The following is a 16,470-nucleotide window of genomic DNA, read 5'->3' on the forward strand; positions in this document are numbered from 1 at the left end:
ATGCTACGACGTGATGAAGAACCCGGAAATCGAAGCGGACTTTGAACGGCTGACCACACATCTCGGCGAAAACTTCTAGGTGCGCTGAGCCCCAGCCAACCGGATTGAGAAAGACGGTAGTCGCCCTTGTACGACCCCGCCGTTCCCGCGAAATGCCATATGCAGAAATGCAACTGCCTCAGCCTACTGCTCTGTAAGGCCAAGAGAAATCGGCAATGTGACTGCACGTAAGCGTTGTTGGGGCCTTTTGGCTCACTGATATCTCATGGCATCCCGAGGAGAGTTTCGCGTACGGTGGACTTTTTTTCCTGATCCCCTTGGAGACCGCGTTTTTCAGTTAACTCTGTCCAGGGTGTGATCCTCGCGTGATCGTCGGTGATACTCCCACGGGGTAAGCCCGTCGAGGCTCGAATGTGGGCGGTGTTGATTGTAGCTGTCGCGCCATGCCGCAATCGTTCGGCGGGGGTTGCGCAGACGCGGGACCAGGTATTCGTTGAGACAGTCCTCGCGCATTCGACCATTGAAGCTTTCCACAGGACCATTCTGCATGGGCCTGCCCGGCGCGATGTAGTGCCAGCCGACTTTGCGTTCTTCCTGCCATTTCGGCATCGTGTTCGATGTCAGTTCCCTCCCATTGTCCGAGACCAGCATCAGGGATAGAGAAAGACCGCCTGGCGTTCAGAGCCATGACTGCAACGGAGGATTTTTCGGAGGGCTGTTCGGCGTTCCGGAACAAACGAGAACTCCGATTCAAAGGCCGCTAAGATGCGAAATCCGGCCCTCCAGATAGGGGGGCAGGATTGTTTTTCTGCTGTTTGCCCAACCGAAAGACGGTCAGGATATCAACCGCTTGTCGTCGTCGATCATAGACCGAATGTCGTCGGATCGAGCTTGCTGTAGATCTCTTGCTCCACAAGGCTGACGATCGCTTCCTCGTCGGTCGGATCGACATCTGCAAGAAGCCCAACCCATTTGTCATAGACCGACTGATACTGATCGATAAGTGTTTGAGACAGTGCAGGATCGATCCCGCGCTTGTCCTCCGTGGTGTTGGCAAGGCTTGCATAGTAGCCGTCGCGGAAAGCCGCGAGGGACTCCACCAAAGACGCGTCCGGTTCGCGAATATCGACGTCGTGGTCACGCGCAGCCTGCATGCCCGCTTCTTCCAAAACGCGATAATTCAGCTGGAAGCGCACCAACTGACGGGCGAATTCACGCAAGAGCATATCACGAACGTCAACAGACAAGCCCGCCCATGTAGACTGGTTCATCATATATTGAACGCCCGACGTATGGGTACCCAGAGACAGGAGCGTGAAGTTGTCCGCAACCTCCGCGATCTGGAAACCCTGCCCCATGTCCGAGGCATTCATCATGACGCAGTCGATCGAGCCACGCTGCAGACCCGAGTAAACATCCGGGAACGGGACAGAGACAGGCGTACCCTCGACATAGTTCGCCCACTCGACATGAGCACCACCAGCGGTCCGGATCCGCATTCCCTTCAGATCGTCAGCCGTCTGGATATCCTTGACGCAAGCCAGGTAGTAGACGGGCGTGCTCCAACCGTTGATAAAGACTACGCCTTGACTTTCCCACTCCTCCCGAGCGGCTTCGTTCATCAGCGTGATTTCGGTCATGGCAATGCCTGCAGCAATGCTGTCGGACCAGGCAAAGGAGACGTCATTCAGCAGATTGTTGATCGGCAAATCGGCTGGAGTATAGGCCCCAACGTTATTGCCAATGTCAGCCACACCGTCCCGGATCCCGGCAAGCACGGCATTCGGTGGCAGCAAAGCCCCCCCAACAAAGAGGTCAAATTCGATGTCACCGATGGCTTTCTCGGACACACGATCAACGAAGTCGATGTAGTCAACAGAGAACGGGTGTTTTTCGCCTGTCCACGATGTGATCGTCAGCGTTTCGGCAGCCAAACCCGATGCGGCAAGCGTCAAGGCTGAGACGGCTCCAAGTAGCTTCATTTTCATTTGCAATCCTCCATTGTTGTCAGGTGCGCCGGTTTGAGCGCGGTCAGTTAGTCATCAGTGTCGGCAGGAACAGCGTGAGACCCGGAACTGCGATCAGCAGCGCGAGAGTCAAGAAGTCCATTCCAAGGAACCAGAATGTGCCGCGGAACATCGTCGTGAGCGGGATGGTCGAACCCATGGCACTTCGCATCACAAAAACATTCAGCCCAATGGGCGGAGTGATCAGGCCGATCTCGAGCAGCTTGACCATGATGATCCCGAACCAGATGTAGTTGATGTCCATTGCCGTCAGGAGCGGCGTCGCAATCGGAATAACCAAGAGCATGAGAGAGATGCTCTCGACGAACATTCCCAGAATGATGAACAGCAGGCCCAGCAAGATGATCAATGTGATCGGATCGTTTGCGATCGGCAGAAGCATCGAAGCCAATTCATCGGGCACCCGCGCAAGATTCAAGAAACGGGCAAACATTGCAGCACCAACGGCGACAATGAAAATCGTGCAGGTGCCCTCTGCGGTATCGATCAAAGCGCGGCGGATCACCGCCAGCGTCAAAGTTCCGCGCAACAAGGCTATGAGTGTGGCGAGCCCGGCCCCGATCGCACCCGCTTCCGTGGGTGTGAACCATCCAAAGAAGATGCCGCCCATCACACCTGCGATCAGCGTTGGCAATGGCCAGATGTCGCGTATTGCGGCGGCTTTCTGTGACCAGCTGTATTGTTCCGAAGAGGTCGGCGCCAAGGCAGGGTTCAACTTGGCCCGCATTGTAATCATGGCGATGTAGATAGCGGCCGAGACGAGGCCCGGGATCAAGCCAGCCAGAAAGAGTTGTGAGATCGAAGTCTCTGTAAAAATTCCATAGAGGATAAGAAGGATAGATGGTGGGATCAGCGACCCCAAAGTTCCCGAAGCCGCAACTGCGCCGCAGGCCAGCCCAGGCTCGTACTTGGCTTTCAACATCTCGGGGACCGCAATGCGCGAGAATGCAGCTGCAGTCGCTACGCTAGAACCTGAAGCCGAAGCGAACAAAGCAGACGCGATCACGCTAGAAGACGCCAGACCGCCCGGAAGACGGGCCAAGAATATGCGTGCCGCCGCAAACAGTCCCGAAGTCAGGCCGGTCTGGCTTGCGATGTATCCCATCAGGAGGAACATGGGCACCGCAGAGAGATTCCAATTGGTGATGAACGCAAAGGGATTCCTGTCAAAATGCTCCAGGCCGCCTTTGTCGAAGTAAGGGCTGAGATCCGAAAAACGAAACCAAACCCAACACGACACCCACGGGCGTTCGCAACGCCATGAGCAGAAGTGCAGCGCCAATGCCAAGCAAGCCGATTTCGAAGCGATCAAGTTCCATTTTTGGGCCCACTTTCATTAGGCAAAACGGAATCTACTTCGTTGTCCGGAGTACCATTCTGGAAAATTCGCATTGCAACTACAATTGTCGCCAAGCCGAAAGCGATCGGTAGCGCAAAGCGCATCGGCCAAATTGGAACGGTGTAGGTGCCGTCCACCATTTCGCCCTTTTCGAAGGCTTCGATTGCGTCGGTGAATGCTTTGGCCGTCAACATCCCCCAGAACAGCATCCCGGCCGCATTGGCGACAACGTCTGAGAACCGCCGCATCATTGAGGGGAACATGTTGTAGAACAAGTCGACAGAGATCGAACGGTCTCGAAGCTCGACGAATGGAAGCGGCAGGAATACAGCGGCGACCATGTAATAGTACGCGACGACTTCAGTTGTCGCCGGCGCCGGCTGCCCGAAAATCTGACGGCCCACAACGTCGGCCAATACGTGAACGGCCATCAGGATGAGGGTGATGACGGCAACCCACTCAAGCGCGACCGTCGCCCTTTTGATTGAAAGCGTTAACATTCCGACCCGAGGGCCAGCAAAATGCCGGTCGGCATATGCCTTCCTCCCTGTTCCCGCGAACTCTCGCAGGGTTCCTCTACAACAGGGTCTACAGGAAAGGGTCGAAAGTAAATGAAATTAAATTTCAACAGATGAAACAAAAGTTAAGAATCTGAAAAGATACAAAAATATCACTTCTGAAGTGCGGAATCTTGAATCGGCAGACCAGTTTAGCGTCAGCCGCTTGGAACCCTCAGGGCATGTCGCCATCAAGGGCGAAGCCTTAACTCTGAGCTTGTGGCCTAGCCAGGTTCCGCACGATACGCCAACGCCGTCGACATTTGTTCGGACACCTGCACAAGCTTTGGCAGGATCATATCTTGGGCCCGCTCGGGGCTCATGGTCTGCTTCAAATAAATGACGTTTATCGAAGCAAAGACGCGCTCCTCGTTTCGAATGGGAACGCCAATGCTAAAGATGCGGTTAGAGTACTCGCGTTGAGAATAGGCAGCGTCCATCGTCGCAAAGCCTTTCTCACGCACCTCATGCATCCGGGCGCTGAAGGCTTCTCGATCTTTCTTTAGATCATTCCAAGGTGCGCCGTCATCCGGAATGCAATCCAAAATTTCTGCCTGCCTTTCGGGCGAACAATAAGCGATGTAAGCCAAGCCCAGACTAGTGCCTAGAAGCGGTGCGCGATAACCCGTAGAACGGTTGAACGAAAGCGGGCCGGATGCCCGCGAAGTCTCAACCACGACCATTGCATCATGATCCAAAAGAGCGACGTCCGAAGGCCATCCGATGTCTTCGCGAAACTCCCCCAGGATGGGGGTTAGAATGTCGACGAATACAAGCTTCCTATCGTAAGAAGAACTGAGGGACATGGATTTACCGGTTACCCGATAAATGGCTGAGGCCTCATTGCGAACAACATAGCCAGCGCTGATGAGCGTCTCCAACATCCGGACAATTGTAGATTTGTCTATCCCGGTCTGATAGTGGATGCTGCCGACAGTTGCCTTCCCATCAAGACGATTGACAGAGGAAAGAACCTCTAGAACCCGCAAGGCGGCTGTCACTGGTTTGTAGGATACCATTTTTTCATTCGTCCTGTTCAGGCAGCGGGGACGCCACTAGTCATTGGCCACAGAGGTCTGCGTAGACTGCACTAGTTCGGTTTTCCCGAGCCAGTCGTCAAGAACTTGTTGTTGGTTACCGCCCAACTCCGGTGGCGGCCTTCGGTAGCTTGCTGGCGTGGCAGAGAGCTTTGCGGGGAATGCGACTGTCTTAAAGACTGTGTCATCTGTTCGCCTCTGGCTGATCTGCATACCACGAGACATTACCTGCGGATCCTCAAAGACCTCCGGCACAGTGTTGATTGGCCCGCAGGGCACGCCAGCCATCTCCAAGAGCTTGATGACCTCGTCTTTTCAAGCTGCGTGGTGGCGTTAGCAATCGCAGCATCAATGGCTTCGCGGTTCTTGATCCTTGCCTCGTTGCTTGCAAAACGAGGGTCGTCCGCCAGTTCTTCGAGGCTCAGCGCCGTGCACAACCGAACGAACTGTCGGTCATTGCCACAGCTGATAATGATATGCCCCGATTTCACCGGATACACAGTGTAGGGTACCACATTGGGGTGACTGTTACCAAGCCTACCGGGCACCTGGCCGCCGTTTAGCCAGTTGGACGCCTGGTTCGCCAACATGGCAACCTGGCTGTCGAGCAGCGAACAGTCGATATGCTGCCCGACGCCTGTGATCTGTCGATGATAGAGCGCCGCCAGAATAGCGGTGACCGCATTCATTCCGGTGAACAAGTCGCACACTGCCACGCCCACCTTCGTCGGTTCGCCACCGGGCATAGCGTCTGGAGCGCCCGTGATACTCATTAGTCCGCCCATGCCCTGGATAAGGAAGTCATATCCTGGGCGATGCGCGTATGGTCCATCCTGACCAAAGCCTGTGATCGAGCAATAGACGATGCTGGGATTGATTTCTTTGAGAGAGCCGTAGTCGAGACCGTACTTGGCAAGCCCTCCAAGCTTGAAGTTCTCTACAATCACGTCGGCATTGGCCGCCAACTGCCGGACGAGGTCAGCATCTTTGGGATCGGTAAAGTCCAAGCACATGGAGCGCTTGTTTCGATTGCAACACGCGAAATAGGCGGCGTCTGCCCGCGTTCCGTCTTCCTTGTGCGTGTAGGGTGGCCCCCATCTCCGCGTATCGTCCCCACCTGCGGGGGACTCAATCTTTACGACGTCCGCGCCGAGATCGCCAAGGATCTGCGTGCACCACGGGCCGGCCAGGATTCGACTAAGGTCCAGAACCCGGACACCGGCAAGAGCTCCGACATGCGCCTCATTTAGTCTCATGGCCACCTCATTTCAATAAGTGAAATATTGTTTCATTTACATGTTAGCGAAAACTAGACAGACTTGGAAAGATCGAATTTGCAGAACGTGCAACAAAATCGACATCCAAGGAGATGCGGGTTTCCGCTGCCTTTCTGCTGTGCCGGAAGGCACTGATCGACCGAGGCAAAAGTCTGTTTAGCACGTCTGATCCGGGCTTGGGGAACGACCATGGAAGACATCGTAATTGCATCAGCCGCGCGCACCGCAGTTGGAGGCTTCGGAGGCTCTTTGAAAGATCTGTCGCCGACGGACATGGGGGTTCTGACGGCCCAGGCCGCAATTGAACGCGCGGGCATTGAAGCCGCTGAGATACAGCAGGTCTTTTACGGAAATGTCATTCATACGGAACCGCGCGATATGTATGTCTCGCGCACAATCGCCATCGGAGCCGGCGCGCCGGAAGCCGCCTCAGCACTGACCGTGAACAGGCTGTGTGGGTCGGGGCTGCAGGCAATTGTCTCGGGTATCCAGGCCATCGGCATGAAAGAATCCGATTGTGTTTTGGTCGGCGGAACCGAAAGCATGAGCCGCTCGGGTTATGTCATCCCCGCCGCACGTTGGGGTCAAAAGATGGGTGACACACAGGCGGTCGACATGATGACTGCGGCCCTCCACGACCCGTTTGGTCATGGGCATATGGGAATTACGGCCGAGAATGTGGCCGAGAAATACGCGATCACGCGGCAAAAGCAGGATGAGTTTGCCGTCGAAAGCCATCGGCGAGCCAGCACAGCAATCGAAAAAGGGTACTTCGAAGAGCAGATCATTCCCGTTGTGCTAAAGACCCGTAAGGGGGAGAGAGTTTTCGCCACCGACGAACATGTCCGCCCCAACGCCTCCTTCGAAGACATGGCCAAGCTGCGTGCTGTCTTCAAAAAGGATGGCGCGGTCACGGCGGGCAACGCGTCCGGGATCAATGACGGCTCAGCATCGCTCGTTTTGATGAGCGCTGACGCGGCCCGTGACAAGGATATCTCTCTGCTGGCGCGCGTCCTGTCTTATGGGCACGCAGGCGTGGACCCCAGGTACATGGGGATGGGTCCGGTCCCTGCGATGCAGACAGCGCTGGCCCGCGCGGGTTAAGCGTTGACGACCTGGACGTTGTGGAGTCCAACGAGGCCTTCGCCGCTCAAGCCTGCGCTGTGACCGAGCAACTCGGCCTGGACCCGGCAAAAGTCAACCCTAACGGCGGCGCGGTCGCAATCGGGCATCCCATCGGGGCCAGTGGCGCGATCATCACCACCAAACTTCTCTATGAGCTTATGCGTACGGGCGGCAAATACGGCGCCGCAACCATGTGCATCGGCGGCGGACAGGGAATTGCCCTCATCGTAGAGAACCTTCGGTCCTGACATCCAACGCCCGGCTAGGCTGCTGCTCTTTCGTGGCACCTTCCCGACCTCAATCTTCAGTGAGGGAGAAAAAATGACAAAGAACTATATCAACGGGCAATGGCGCGCCTCCGGTGTTGTCGAACGGAACCTGAACCCGTCTCGTCCTTCCGATGTCATTGGCCGTTTCGCTGTCGCAGATAATTCCCAAGTCGAAGAGGCCATCGAAGCGGCCCGCAAAGCCCTACCGGCCTGGGCCAATGCAACCCCAATGGTGCGCCACGATTGCCTCGACGGCGTCGCAAGATACCTTGCAGCGAACGCGGAGACATTTGGCGAACTTCTTGCGCGCGAGGAAGGCAAGATCCGCGCCGATGGTATCGCTGAGGTGCGTCGCGCCGCGCAGTGCTTCTCGTACTTCGCGGCAGAAACTCTCAGGGCACCCGGCGAACTGTTGCCCGGTCTCAGACCCGGCTTCAGCGTCATGGCCAGTCGCGAACCGGTTGGGGTTGTTGGGATTATCACACCATGGAATTTCCCGATTGCTATTCCCGCGTGGAAGATGTCGGCCGCTCTGGCCTATGGTAACACGGTCGTTTTCAAACCAGCCGAGCTTACGCCGGCAATGGCGCACGCCCTTGTCTCAGCCGTCGATCACGCCAGCCTACCACCGGGCGTGGTCAACCTGGTGTCTGGCTTTGGGTCCGAAATCGGCGACAGCGTCGTGGATGGCTGCGACGCGATCACCTTTACTGGTTCGAACAGGACCGGACGGGCGATTTTGCGACGCTGCGCTGAGCAGATGAAAAATGCCAGCTCGAGCTTGGCGGAAAAACCCGCTGGTGATCGCCTCCGACACGAACATGGAAGTTGCCGTCAACTGTGCGCTTGATAGCGCTTTTTACCAGACTGGCCAGCGATGCACGGCTTCCAGCCGCCTGATTGTCGAAGCCGCCGTGGCCGACGAATTCGTCACAAAACTGACAGCCAAGACTGATGCGCTGAAAGTAGGCGACGCGCTTGAAGAAGGGACCGAGATCGGCCCATCAGCCTCTGAGACGCAACGCGGGATCGTCCAGAACTACATCGAGATCGGAAAACAGGAAGGGGCCGAGATCGCAACAGCACAAGGCAAGCGTGATCTACCGAATGAAGGGTATTTCCTAGAGCCGACGCTTTTCGTGAACGCAACCAACGATATGCGTATCTGCCGGGAAGAGATCTTTGGCCCGGTTGCTGCCGTCATTACCGCCGACGACTTCGAACACGCGGTGTCGATCGCCAATGATACGGAGTTCGGTCTGTCGAGCGGCGTTTGCACAACGTCGCTCGCGAAATCAGAGTATTTTCGAAAGCAGTCGCGCTCTGGTCTCGTGATGGTGAATGCACCAACCGCTGGACTAGACTTTCACGTGCCTTTCGGCGGCCGTCATTCCAGTGGTTTTGGGGGTAAGGAACAAGGCTATGCAGCGATTGAGTTCTTCACGGAACGCAAAACGACGTATGTGAATTCAGATGTCGGCTGAAGCAAACCGCTCACCGGCACAGGACGCACGTGCCAAAATCGAACAGGATCAAAGCATGATTTGTTGAACGGCCATCTAGGCCCGAGAAACTCAAGGGAGGAGTGGGTTCTGACAGTTGGAGAGACACCGTTTTTTCGCGTCTACGGTCGCACAAAGTCCTATTTCACGCGAAAAGTCATCGGCTACATGACGTATAAGGGCCTCCCTTGGCGTCTTCGCCGAAACAGTACCTTGCCACATCTGAGTGATGCGGGCTGGCCGGGTGGTATCCCCGTTGTAGAAACTCAAACCGACCAGATTTGGTGGGATTCCACCGCCATCATCTTGCACCTCGATGCCGTTTACCCCGACAGGTGTGTCACGCCAGACGACCCGACGCTGAGCTTTCTGAGCCACCTGCTCAACGACTATTCGGACGAATGGCTCTACCGGCCGGCCGTGGCGTGGCGCTGGTATGACGCCGAAAATGCGATGCAGGCCGGTTGGGACCTTGCCCGCGACTATACTGTCTTTGTCGAGCAAGACTGTGAAACCGTCCGGCAAAACATAATGGACCGCATGATTGGGTCCTGCATCGAATTCGGCCTACCCCAGTCCATGATGCAAACGTGGATCGACGCCGAAATCGTGCCCTGGATGACGGCACTTGGCGCCCATGTGCGCAAGTACCGCTTTCTGTTCGGCGACCGACCCGCTCTGGCAGATATCGCGCTCTATGGCGGTAACTCCGCGCATTTCATAAGCGATGTCTCCTGCCGCAAGCTGGTCGATGTCACAGCGCCTGAAGTGGTGCATTATACCCATCTCCTATCCGAGCCCGAAGAAACCAGCTTCGGAAACTGGCAGGATGCCGGCGGGATGCGGGACGACCTTGTCGCTCTCATCCGACCGCTCGCCATGTACTACACCCCTTGGATCACGGCGGCACTTGACCAGGGCGCCGCCCCTGCCTTTGGCAACGAAGCGCCCGTTCCGCTGCCCGATTACACCCGCCGATCTCGCGGCGTCCTGATTTCACGCTATCAAGCGCTGCGCAATGATCTGCTGGACGGGGTGTTGGATGAAGTCGGTCTTCTGGCCCATTTCAGGGACGCCGAGGGTCATGCGCAGCCCATCCCCAATCAGGCGCATCCGCCGCAACCAAAGTTGAACCGCGCCTTTCCGTCCAACTGAGCAATCAAATCCGAGGACACCATGTACCGATTATTCTCGCGTGAGATCAGTTACTTTTCCGGCAAAGTGCGGGCGGCTCTGAAGTACAAACAGAAAACAGGCGCCCTGCCCGAAGGCTACGAGGACATTCTGGCCACGACGGATATTGTCTTTAACTTCCTGCTCAAAAACACGGGCTCCACCCTTTGCCACAGCTGCAGACGCCGGACGGGCAATGGCTGCTGGATTCCAGCGAAATCATGGATCACCTTGATCGCGTGCACCCTGAGCCGCGCATAGTGCCCGAGATATCGTCGCCCAGGCAACTCGTCGCCTCGCTCCTGTTAGAATTTCTGGGCGATGAATGGCTCATTAACTACGGGTTCTGGGCGCGCTGGCACTATGCATTGGACGCGTCGACGGAAAACCATATCGAGTTCAATGCTCAGCAGTGGAGCGCGATCTTCCGCCCGATGTGCCGTCCGCGCCGCCGCCGCGCATTGGCAAAGAGAATGTTCAAAAGTGTCCTGGGCATCGACCGCCCCGACGACGTCACCCGTGGCCCGCTCGCCGGTCTGCGCGACATGGGTATCAACCCGGAAACCGAACAGGCCTTCTACGATAGCTACATTCGTATGATGGAAGCCTTCGAAGCCCACCTGGATCATCACGATTTCACCCTTGGCGGGGCGCCGTCGGTCGGTGATTTTGGCCTGCTTGCGCCGCTCTACGCCCATATCTATCGCGATCCCGTTCCAGGCGTCGAGTTGCGCACCCGTTTCCCTCTCGTCGCAGAGTGGGTCGAGCGAACCTATGGGGCCAACGACCTCAATGCGCTCGGTTATGTGCAGAAGATCTATGTCGTCAACGACGGTGGCAAACTCGAGCCCAGACCGGCGTCCTCAGATGATGGCAAGGTGCTGGCCGATGACACGGTGCCCGAGAGTCTTTCGTCCTTGCTGGCTGTTTTCTTTGACGAATTCTGGCCGGTGCTGCGCAATTCAATGGATCGGCTAGCCGCTTTTTATGCCTCCCATGACGTCAATCCTGGCGACCCGCTGCCCCACAAGTCCTTCATGGCTTCCAATGGGTTTGAGGACGCTCAGCGGGGTGATGGCCCCCTAACGGTGTCCTTCGAAATTGGCGGCGTCCGGAGCCAGCGTATGTTGGTCCCCAACCACATTTGGATGCTTCAGCGGCTCAGCGATTACATCGATGCGTGCTGCGCAAATGGCGGGCGCACGGCCCTAAAGGGATTTCTTGCCCAATGGCCCAATGGTGCTGAGCTTCTGGAGTTGAACGAGCGCTTGTCGAACTGCCGCGTGAAACGCCGCGGGGCCATGCTTTACGCTGCGCCACCCCTGCAAAAAGGCCCCGCCCGTGCCTCTCAGCTATCGCGAGACCAGGCACTTTAATGCGCCGGCATAGATTCCATCGCAACACTCAAAGCGTGCAAACGACTTTGCCAAAATGTGCACCTTTGGACAGATCATCCAGCGCCGTTCCGACCGCATCAAAGGCGAATTCCGTGTCATGGATCACCGGGTGGATCGCGTTGACTTCCATCGCGCGGACAAGATGGGCAAGCATCTCGCGGCTTCCTACGGTCACGCCCTGAAGGCGGACATTTCGTGTCACGACGCGCGCCAACTCTAGTTCCGGTTTGGCTCCGCCAAGAATGCCAATCAGGCTCAAGACACCACTCGGCTTGATCGCTCGAAGGGAGTTGGCCATTGTCTTTGCGCCGCCGATCTCGATGATATGGTCGATCCCCTCACCTTTGTGATCTCGCGAGATGCATTGTGCCAATCAGGTGTCTCACGGTAGTTGATCGTGTCATCCGCCCCGAGCGCGCGGGCACGTTCCAGTTTTCATTCGAGGACGATGTTATAATCACCCGCGCCCCGATTGCTTTGGCAATCTGCAATGCGAAAAGCGAAACGCCGCCGGTTCCTTGTAGCAGGACAACCTGCCCCGCCTGAAGTTGACCCTGCGCGATCAACGCATTCCACGCGGTCACCGCCGCACAGGGCAAGGTCGCTGCTTCACGCGCGCTCAGATGCGCGGGCGCTTTGACCACACAAGCCGCCGGGATCAGGATCTTTTCCTGCGCCATCCCGTCCAATGGGCCGCCATGTGCACCGGTGAAACTGCTCGACTGAAACGTCCCCGACATCCATGTTCGCGAATAGGACGGGATCACCAGATCCCCCAACGCCACGTCGCTCACGCCATCGCCAAGAGCGCTGACACGCCCAGCCCCATCACAAAGAGGGACAAGAGGAAGGCTGCCGCCACGCTTGCCATAGCCACCCTCAGACATGACCTTGTCACGCGGATTGATCGAGATCGCTTCGATGTCGATGACGATTTCGCCTGGGCCAGGCACAGGATCAGGTTTCGTCGCCTGACGGATGTTGGCGGTTCCCCAATCCCCTTCGATCTGCATTGCCTTCACGATGATGTCTCCCCGTTGCGGGCGATGACGGCTCGGACGGTTTCCTCGTCGACGCCGGCTTCGCGCAAGACGGACGCAGTGTCGGCACCCAGCTGTGGTTGCCCTCGCCTCATTCTGGGTCGCTCGTTGTCAAATCGGAACGGCGATCCCGGAACATCCAGCGGACCTTCGGTCTCGTGGTCGAAATGCTCGAAAAAACCGATTGCGTTCAGATGCGGATCGCGCCGTACATCGTCAAGCGTGTTGACCGGCCCGGCAGGAATATCGTTCGCGGCGAGCGACGTCAGCCAGTCCTCGGTCGTTCGGGAGCGCATTTCCTTGCCCGCTTCTTCGTAGATCAACCCGATGTGCTGACTGCGCGTCTTCATCTCCTTGAAGCGTGCATCTTCGGCCAGTTCTGGGCGACTGGTAAGCCCCCAGAAAGCCGCCCATTGTCGGTCGGTGTAGGCAAGCATGCATATATAGCCGTCCGAGGTTTGATGGGGCCGCCGAAACTCAGACAACATCCGCGGATAGCCATACTCCGACTCCGCGGGCTTGAACATGCCTCCATATTGATGCTCGACGAAGTTCAACCCAACCATGGATTCAAACATGGGGATTTCGACATAAACACCCTTGCCTGTGGCCTGGCGCTTGATATGCGCCGCCAGGATGCCCGTGGTCGCGAAGGTCGCCGTACCCTTGTCCACCGCAATCGAGGGGATCAGAGCGGGCGCGCCATCGCGTAGGCGGAACGTCTCCGCTGTCCCGGCCTCTCCTTGAATGACGTCATCATAGGCTGGCCGCTCGGCATAAGGGCCGGTTTCGCCGTACCCATGCAGACCCGCGTAGACAAGTTCCGGGAACCGCTCAAGCACCGCCGCGGGGCCAAACCCCAGCTTTGCCATCTTCTGGGGTCGCATGTTGTGCACCAGGATGTCGGCAGTTCCTATCAACGTCCACAATACGTCCTTATCGCCGTCATTCTTGAGGTCGAGCACAATGCTTCGCTTGTTGCGGTTGGCGCCCAAGAAAAGGGCGCCCATACCGGGGTTCTTCGCTGGGCCCACAAACCGGACCGGGTCGCCAGCCGGAGCTTCAACCTTGATGACATCTGCGCCTAAATCACCAAGAAATTGAGTGGCATAGGGACCATAAATCGTTGTCGTGAGATCAACGACGCGCAATCCGCTGAGGGGTGAATCCTGCGACACGGGTTACTTGGCCCGTTGGTTGAAGCGACGTCCGACAAGTGCGGAAGCGATGTTGGTCTTTTGAACATCAATCGAGCCGCCCGCGATGCCCCAGCCCCAGCTGTCTCGGAGTTTCTGCTCGATCGGGTATTGCGTTGAATACCCGTATCCACCCATCAGTTGCATGGCCTGTCCAGTCACTTCGCGCGTCATCTCGTTGGCAAAGCATTTCGCAATTGGGCTTTCCTGCGCCGAGGGCAGACTTCTTTGCGCGTTCACGACGGCCCGGTACAAAAGCAGGCGCGACGCGTCCAACTTCATCTTCATCTCGGCCAGTGACAGTTGTACGGCTTGGAAATCGACCAAGGGCTTTCCGAACTGTTCGCGCTCTTGCACATAGTCCAGCACGTAGTCGAAGGCCGATTGCGCGACTGCGATGCTCATGGTGGTGTTGCCGCAGCGCTCAAGGTTGAAGGCTTCCATGAGCTTTTTAAAGCCGCCGGCGGGAACGATGATATTGTCAGCGGATACTTCGACATTGTCGAAATACATGTCGGCGCTGTTCACACCGCGGAACCCCATATGCCGCTCCTGAGCGCCGAAAGAGAACCCGTCTGTGCCTTTTTCTACCAGCACAGCTCCGATGCCCTTTGCGCCAGGATCGTCCGAAAGGCGGCAATAGACGACGTAGGCATCCGCGTGCCCTGCGCCCGAACACCAGCGCTTGGTGCCATTCAGAATGACTGTGTCGCCATTGATCACCGCGCGTTTTCAGATCTGTCAGTGCCGTGCCCGCCGAGGGTTCCGACATTGACACCGCGACGACCATCTCGCCAGCGCAGACTCTTGGCAAAACGCGCTTGCGCATTGCTTCGGGCGCAAAATTCGCAATTGCCAGCGCCGGACCAAAGCAGCTTTCGAAGATCGGGAACGCGACCCCAATCGAAATCTTGGCGACCTCTTCAAGCACCAGGACGGCATCGAAATGGCTCATGCCACCGCCGCCATATTCTGCGGGCAGGTTGACGCCAAGCAGACCCAGATCGGCGAATTTCTTCATCACGTCTTTGCCAGGTGAGCGGTCTTCGACCTCTACCTGTTTGGCAACCGACGGCAGTTCCGTTTGGGCAAAACGCCGTACCATGTCCTGCAGCGCCAATTGCTCATCGCTTAGTAAAAAATTCATCGCCGTACTCCAAGCATGTCCGGTCAGCCCGCTGGTCGCGTTTGTTGCAGACCGATCCCCTCGCATAAGCATGCGGACAGTTCGCCGGGAAGTAAATGAAATAGCATTTCAACAAGTGAAAATGGGTAGCAGCCATGCTCTTGGCAGTTCTGTCGAAGCGGGCATTGAGGCGGAAGCAGCCGATGCCAAGGTCATTGCCATCATATCGCGTTTTGGCGGCGGCAACCAATGTGTTGCAGCATGCGCGCTTGGACTGCAAAGGCAGCGGTTGGATCATCAGTAGATTACCGTTTGCGGAGAAGCTGGCGTCGAACAGGACGCCGCACTCCTTTTCAGACGACACGAATCTCAGACCTTTGGGATGCGAAGGCAGCGACCCAAATAAGCGTCACTCCTCCATCGCCTGTGCTCTTTCGCACGTGATTTGGCTCACTTTGAGCGCCGCAGTTGCAAACCCCAAAATGACCTAGGGCGCCTCACAATCCAAGCGTTTCACTTGTCGAAATGAAATTTCATTTACCGCGCGCGTTGGAGTTGCAACTGTCAGCCACCCAAAGCGCATCTCGGTGCGCGAGCGATGAGGAGGAAGACTTCATGACAGGTCCAAGAATGACCGCCTTCGACGGCGGCAGCCTTACGCTTGAAAAAGCGAAACTCGTGACGATGGCTGAAGGGATGATAACGATCCCGACGACTGTGGGAGTTTTTGATCATCCAAAACATGGTGTAGTTTTGTGGGACGCCGGATGTGCCGAGCAAGTCGCTGAACCTGACGGCCCGAATGCCTACTGGGGCGAAGGCGTCAAGACAGCGTTTGGCGCGGTTGCATTCACCCAAGACATGGCCATCAAAAACCAATTGAACACGCTTGGGATCAAGCAGAGCGATGTCCGATATGTGATCTATTCTCACCTTCACCTCGATCATGCAGGGGGAATGAGCGACTTCCTGGATGCCGTGCACGTCGTTCAACGTGACGAGCTCCGCTATGCACTTTGCCCCGGCCCCTGGCATGCGGCCGTCTATGCCCAAAAAGACTTCCGCGACCTGCACAAGCTCAATCTCCTGGAGATTGACGGTGACTACGACCTCTTTGGCGATGGCACTTTCAAGTTGTTGAAATCCCCCGGCCACGCACCGGGAATGCAATGTCTTCTTGTGACGCTGCCAAACCGGGGGAGGTTTATACTGGGTGGGGATGTCGCCCACCTCCGTGAGCAATTCGAGGCTATGGTTCCGATGCCTTGGGACTTTAGCTGCGATCTGATGCACAAGTCCCGCGCGCGCATCAAGCAACTCGAGCGTGCTGGCATCGACTTGTATCTTTGTCATGAATTGGCCGAGTTTGAAGCGTTGCCCAGAAACGGAAGCTGGTGGGACTAGG

At 56.8% G+C, this 16,470-nt stretch carries 14 protein-coding genes and 4 pseudogenes; 7 read left to right on the forward strand and 11 right to left on the reverse strand.

The annotated features are described in order from the left end of the window. Nucleotides 1–333: 333 nt before the first annotated feature. The 6 genes and pseudogenes from ACR3EN_RS20250 to ACR3EN_RS20275 all read right to left on the reverse strand — a co-directional run. Nucleotides 334–651 (reverse strand): annotated as a pseudogene (locus ACR3EN_RS20250) (integrase core domain-containing protein); the annotation flags it as partial. A 212-nt stretch (nucleotides 652–863) separates the two neighbouring features. After that, nucleotides 864–1,955, reverse strand: a complete 1,092-nt coding sequence (locus ACR3EN_RS20255) for a C4-dicarboxylate TRAP transporter substrate-binding protein (RefSeq protein WP_480918495.1) — start codon at nucleotides 1,953–1,955, stop codon at nucleotides 864–866. 76 nt (nucleotides 1,956–2,031) lie between these two features. Further along, on the reverse strand, nucleotides 2,032–3,315 hold the full coding sequence (locus ACR3EN_RS20260; protein ID WP_480918496.1) for a TRAP transporter large permease: 1,284 nt from the start codon (nucleotides 3,313–3,315) through the stop codon (nucleotides 2,032–2,034). Nucleotides 3,316–3,335: 20 nt separating this feature from the next. Then, on the reverse strand, nucleotides 3,336–3,866 hold the full coding sequence (locus ACR3EN_RS20265; protein ID WP_480871111.1) for a TRAP transporter small permease: 531 nt from the start codon (nucleotides 3,864–3,866) through the stop codon (nucleotides 3,336–3,338). Between the two features lie 281 nt (nucleotides 3,867–4,147). Beyond that, nucleotides 4,148–4,942, reverse strand: a complete 795-nt coding sequence (locus tag ACR3EN_RS20270) for an IclR family transcriptional regulator domain-containing protein (protein ID WP_480871113.1) — start codon at nucleotides 4,940–4,942, stop codon at nucleotides 4,148–4,150. Nucleotides 4,943–4,978: 36 nt separating this feature from the next. Then, nucleotides 4,979–6,216, reverse strand: a pseudogene (locus ACR3EN_RS20275) (CaiB/BaiF CoA transferase family protein). Nucleotides 6,217–6,426: 210 nt separating this feature from the next. On the opposite strand from ACR3EN_RS20275, the pseudogene bktB reads away from it, so the two are divergent. From bktB to ACR3EN_RS20300, 5 genes and pseudogenes are all read left to right on the forward strand, one after another. After that, nucleotides 6,427–7,610: pseudogene (gene bktB / locus ACR3EN_RS20280) on the forward strand (beta-ketothiolase BktB). A gap of 73 nt (nucleotides 7,611–7,683) precedes the next feature. After that, nucleotides 7,684–8,481 carry an aldehyde dehydrogenase family protein gene (locus ACR3EN_RS20285; protein ID WP_480918497.1) on the forward strand — a complete coding sequence of 266 codons (798 nt, stop codon included), beginning with the start codon at nucleotides 7,684–7,686 and terminating at the stop codon, nucleotides 8,479–8,481. Beyond that, a complete protein-coding gene (locus tag ACR3EN_RS20290) occupies nucleotides 8,432–9,115 on the forward strand; it encodes an aldehyde dehydrogenase family protein (RefSeq protein WP_480918498.1) in 684 nt (227 codons plus the stop codon). The genes ACR3EN_RS20285 and ACR3EN_RS20290 overlap by 50 nt, the downstream gene beginning before the upstream one ends. A 63-nt stretch (nucleotides 9,116–9,178) precedes the next feature. Further along, a complete protein-coding gene (locus ACR3EN_RS20295) occupies nucleotides 9,179–10,288 on the forward strand; it encodes a glutathione S-transferase N-terminal domain-containing protein (protein ID WP_480871121.1) in 1,110 nt (369 codons plus the stop codon). Nucleotides 10,289–10,473: 185 nt separating this feature from the next. Next, nucleotides 10,474–11,682, forward strand: a complete 1,209-nt coding sequence (locus tag ACR3EN_RS20300; protein ID WP_480918499.1) for a glutathione S-transferase C-terminal domain-containing protein — start codon at nucleotides 10,474–10,476, stop codon at nucleotides 11,680–11,682. Between the two features lie 28 nt (nucleotides 11,683–11,710). Here the strand turns inward: ACR3EN_RS20300 and ACR3EN_RS20305 are convergent, their stop codons facing one another. The 5 genes and pseudogenes from ACR3EN_RS20305 to ACR3EN_RS20325 form a co-directional block, all read right to left on the reverse strand. Further along, entirely contained in the window at nucleotides 11,711–12,001 is a 291-nt protein-coding gene (locus tag ACR3EN_RS20305) for a zinc-binding dehydrogenase (RefSeq protein WP_480918500.1), read from the reverse strand. A gap of 40 nt (nucleotides 12,002–12,041) precedes the next feature. Then, nucleotides 12,042–12,716 carry a zinc-dependent alcohol dehydrogenase family protein gene (locus ACR3EN_RS20310; RefSeq protein WP_480918532.1) on the reverse strand — a complete coding sequence of 225 codons (675 nt, stop codon included), beginning with the start codon at nucleotides 12,714–12,716 and terminating at the stop codon, nucleotides 12,042–12,044. A gap of 5 nt (nucleotides 12,717–12,721) precedes the next feature. Beyond that, nucleotides 12,722–13,921, reverse strand: a complete 1,200-nt coding sequence (locus ACR3EN_RS20315) for a CaiB/BaiF CoA transferase family protein (RefSeq protein WP_480871125.1) — start codon at nucleotides 13,919–13,921, stop codon at nucleotides 12,722–12,724. A 3-nt stretch (nucleotides 13,922–13,924) separates the two neighbouring features. Further along, on the reverse strand, nucleotides 13,925–14,662 hold the full coding sequence (locus tag ACR3EN_RS20320; RefSeq protein WP_480918501.1) for an acyl-CoA dehydrogenase family protein: 738 nt from the start codon (nucleotides 14,660–14,662) through the stop codon (nucleotides 13,925–13,927). Between the two features lie 127 nt (nucleotides 14,663–14,789). Further along, nucleotides 14,790–15,158, reverse strand: a pseudogene (locus tag ACR3EN_RS20325) (acyl-CoA dehydrogenase family protein); the annotation flags it as partial. Here ACR3EN_RS20325 and ACR3EN_RS20330 point away from each other — a divergent pair. Both ACR3EN_RS20330 and ACR3EN_RS20335 read left to right on the forward strand, forming a co-directional pair. Continuing rightward, nucleotides 15,157–15,369 (forward strand): hypothetical protein, encoded by a 213-nt coding sequence (locus ACR3EN_RS20330; protein ID WP_480918502.1) that lies wholly within the window; start codon nucleotides 15,157–15,159, stop codon nucleotides 15,367–15,369. The pseudogene ACR3EN_RS20325 and the gene ACR3EN_RS20330 sit on opposite strands and share 2 nt — an antisense overlap. Before the next feature lie 326 nt (nucleotides 15,370–15,695). Further along, complete coding sequence (locus tag ACR3EN_RS20335; RefSeq protein ID WP_480871130.1) at nucleotides 15,696–16,469, forward strand: N-acyl homoserine lactonase family protein; 774 nt, start codon at nucleotides 15,696–15,698, stop codon at nucleotides 16,467–16,469. The last annotated feature ends 1 nt before the right edge of the window (nucleotide 16,470 follow it).

It is taken from the genome of Ruegeria sp. G7 (genome assembly GCF_056535465.1).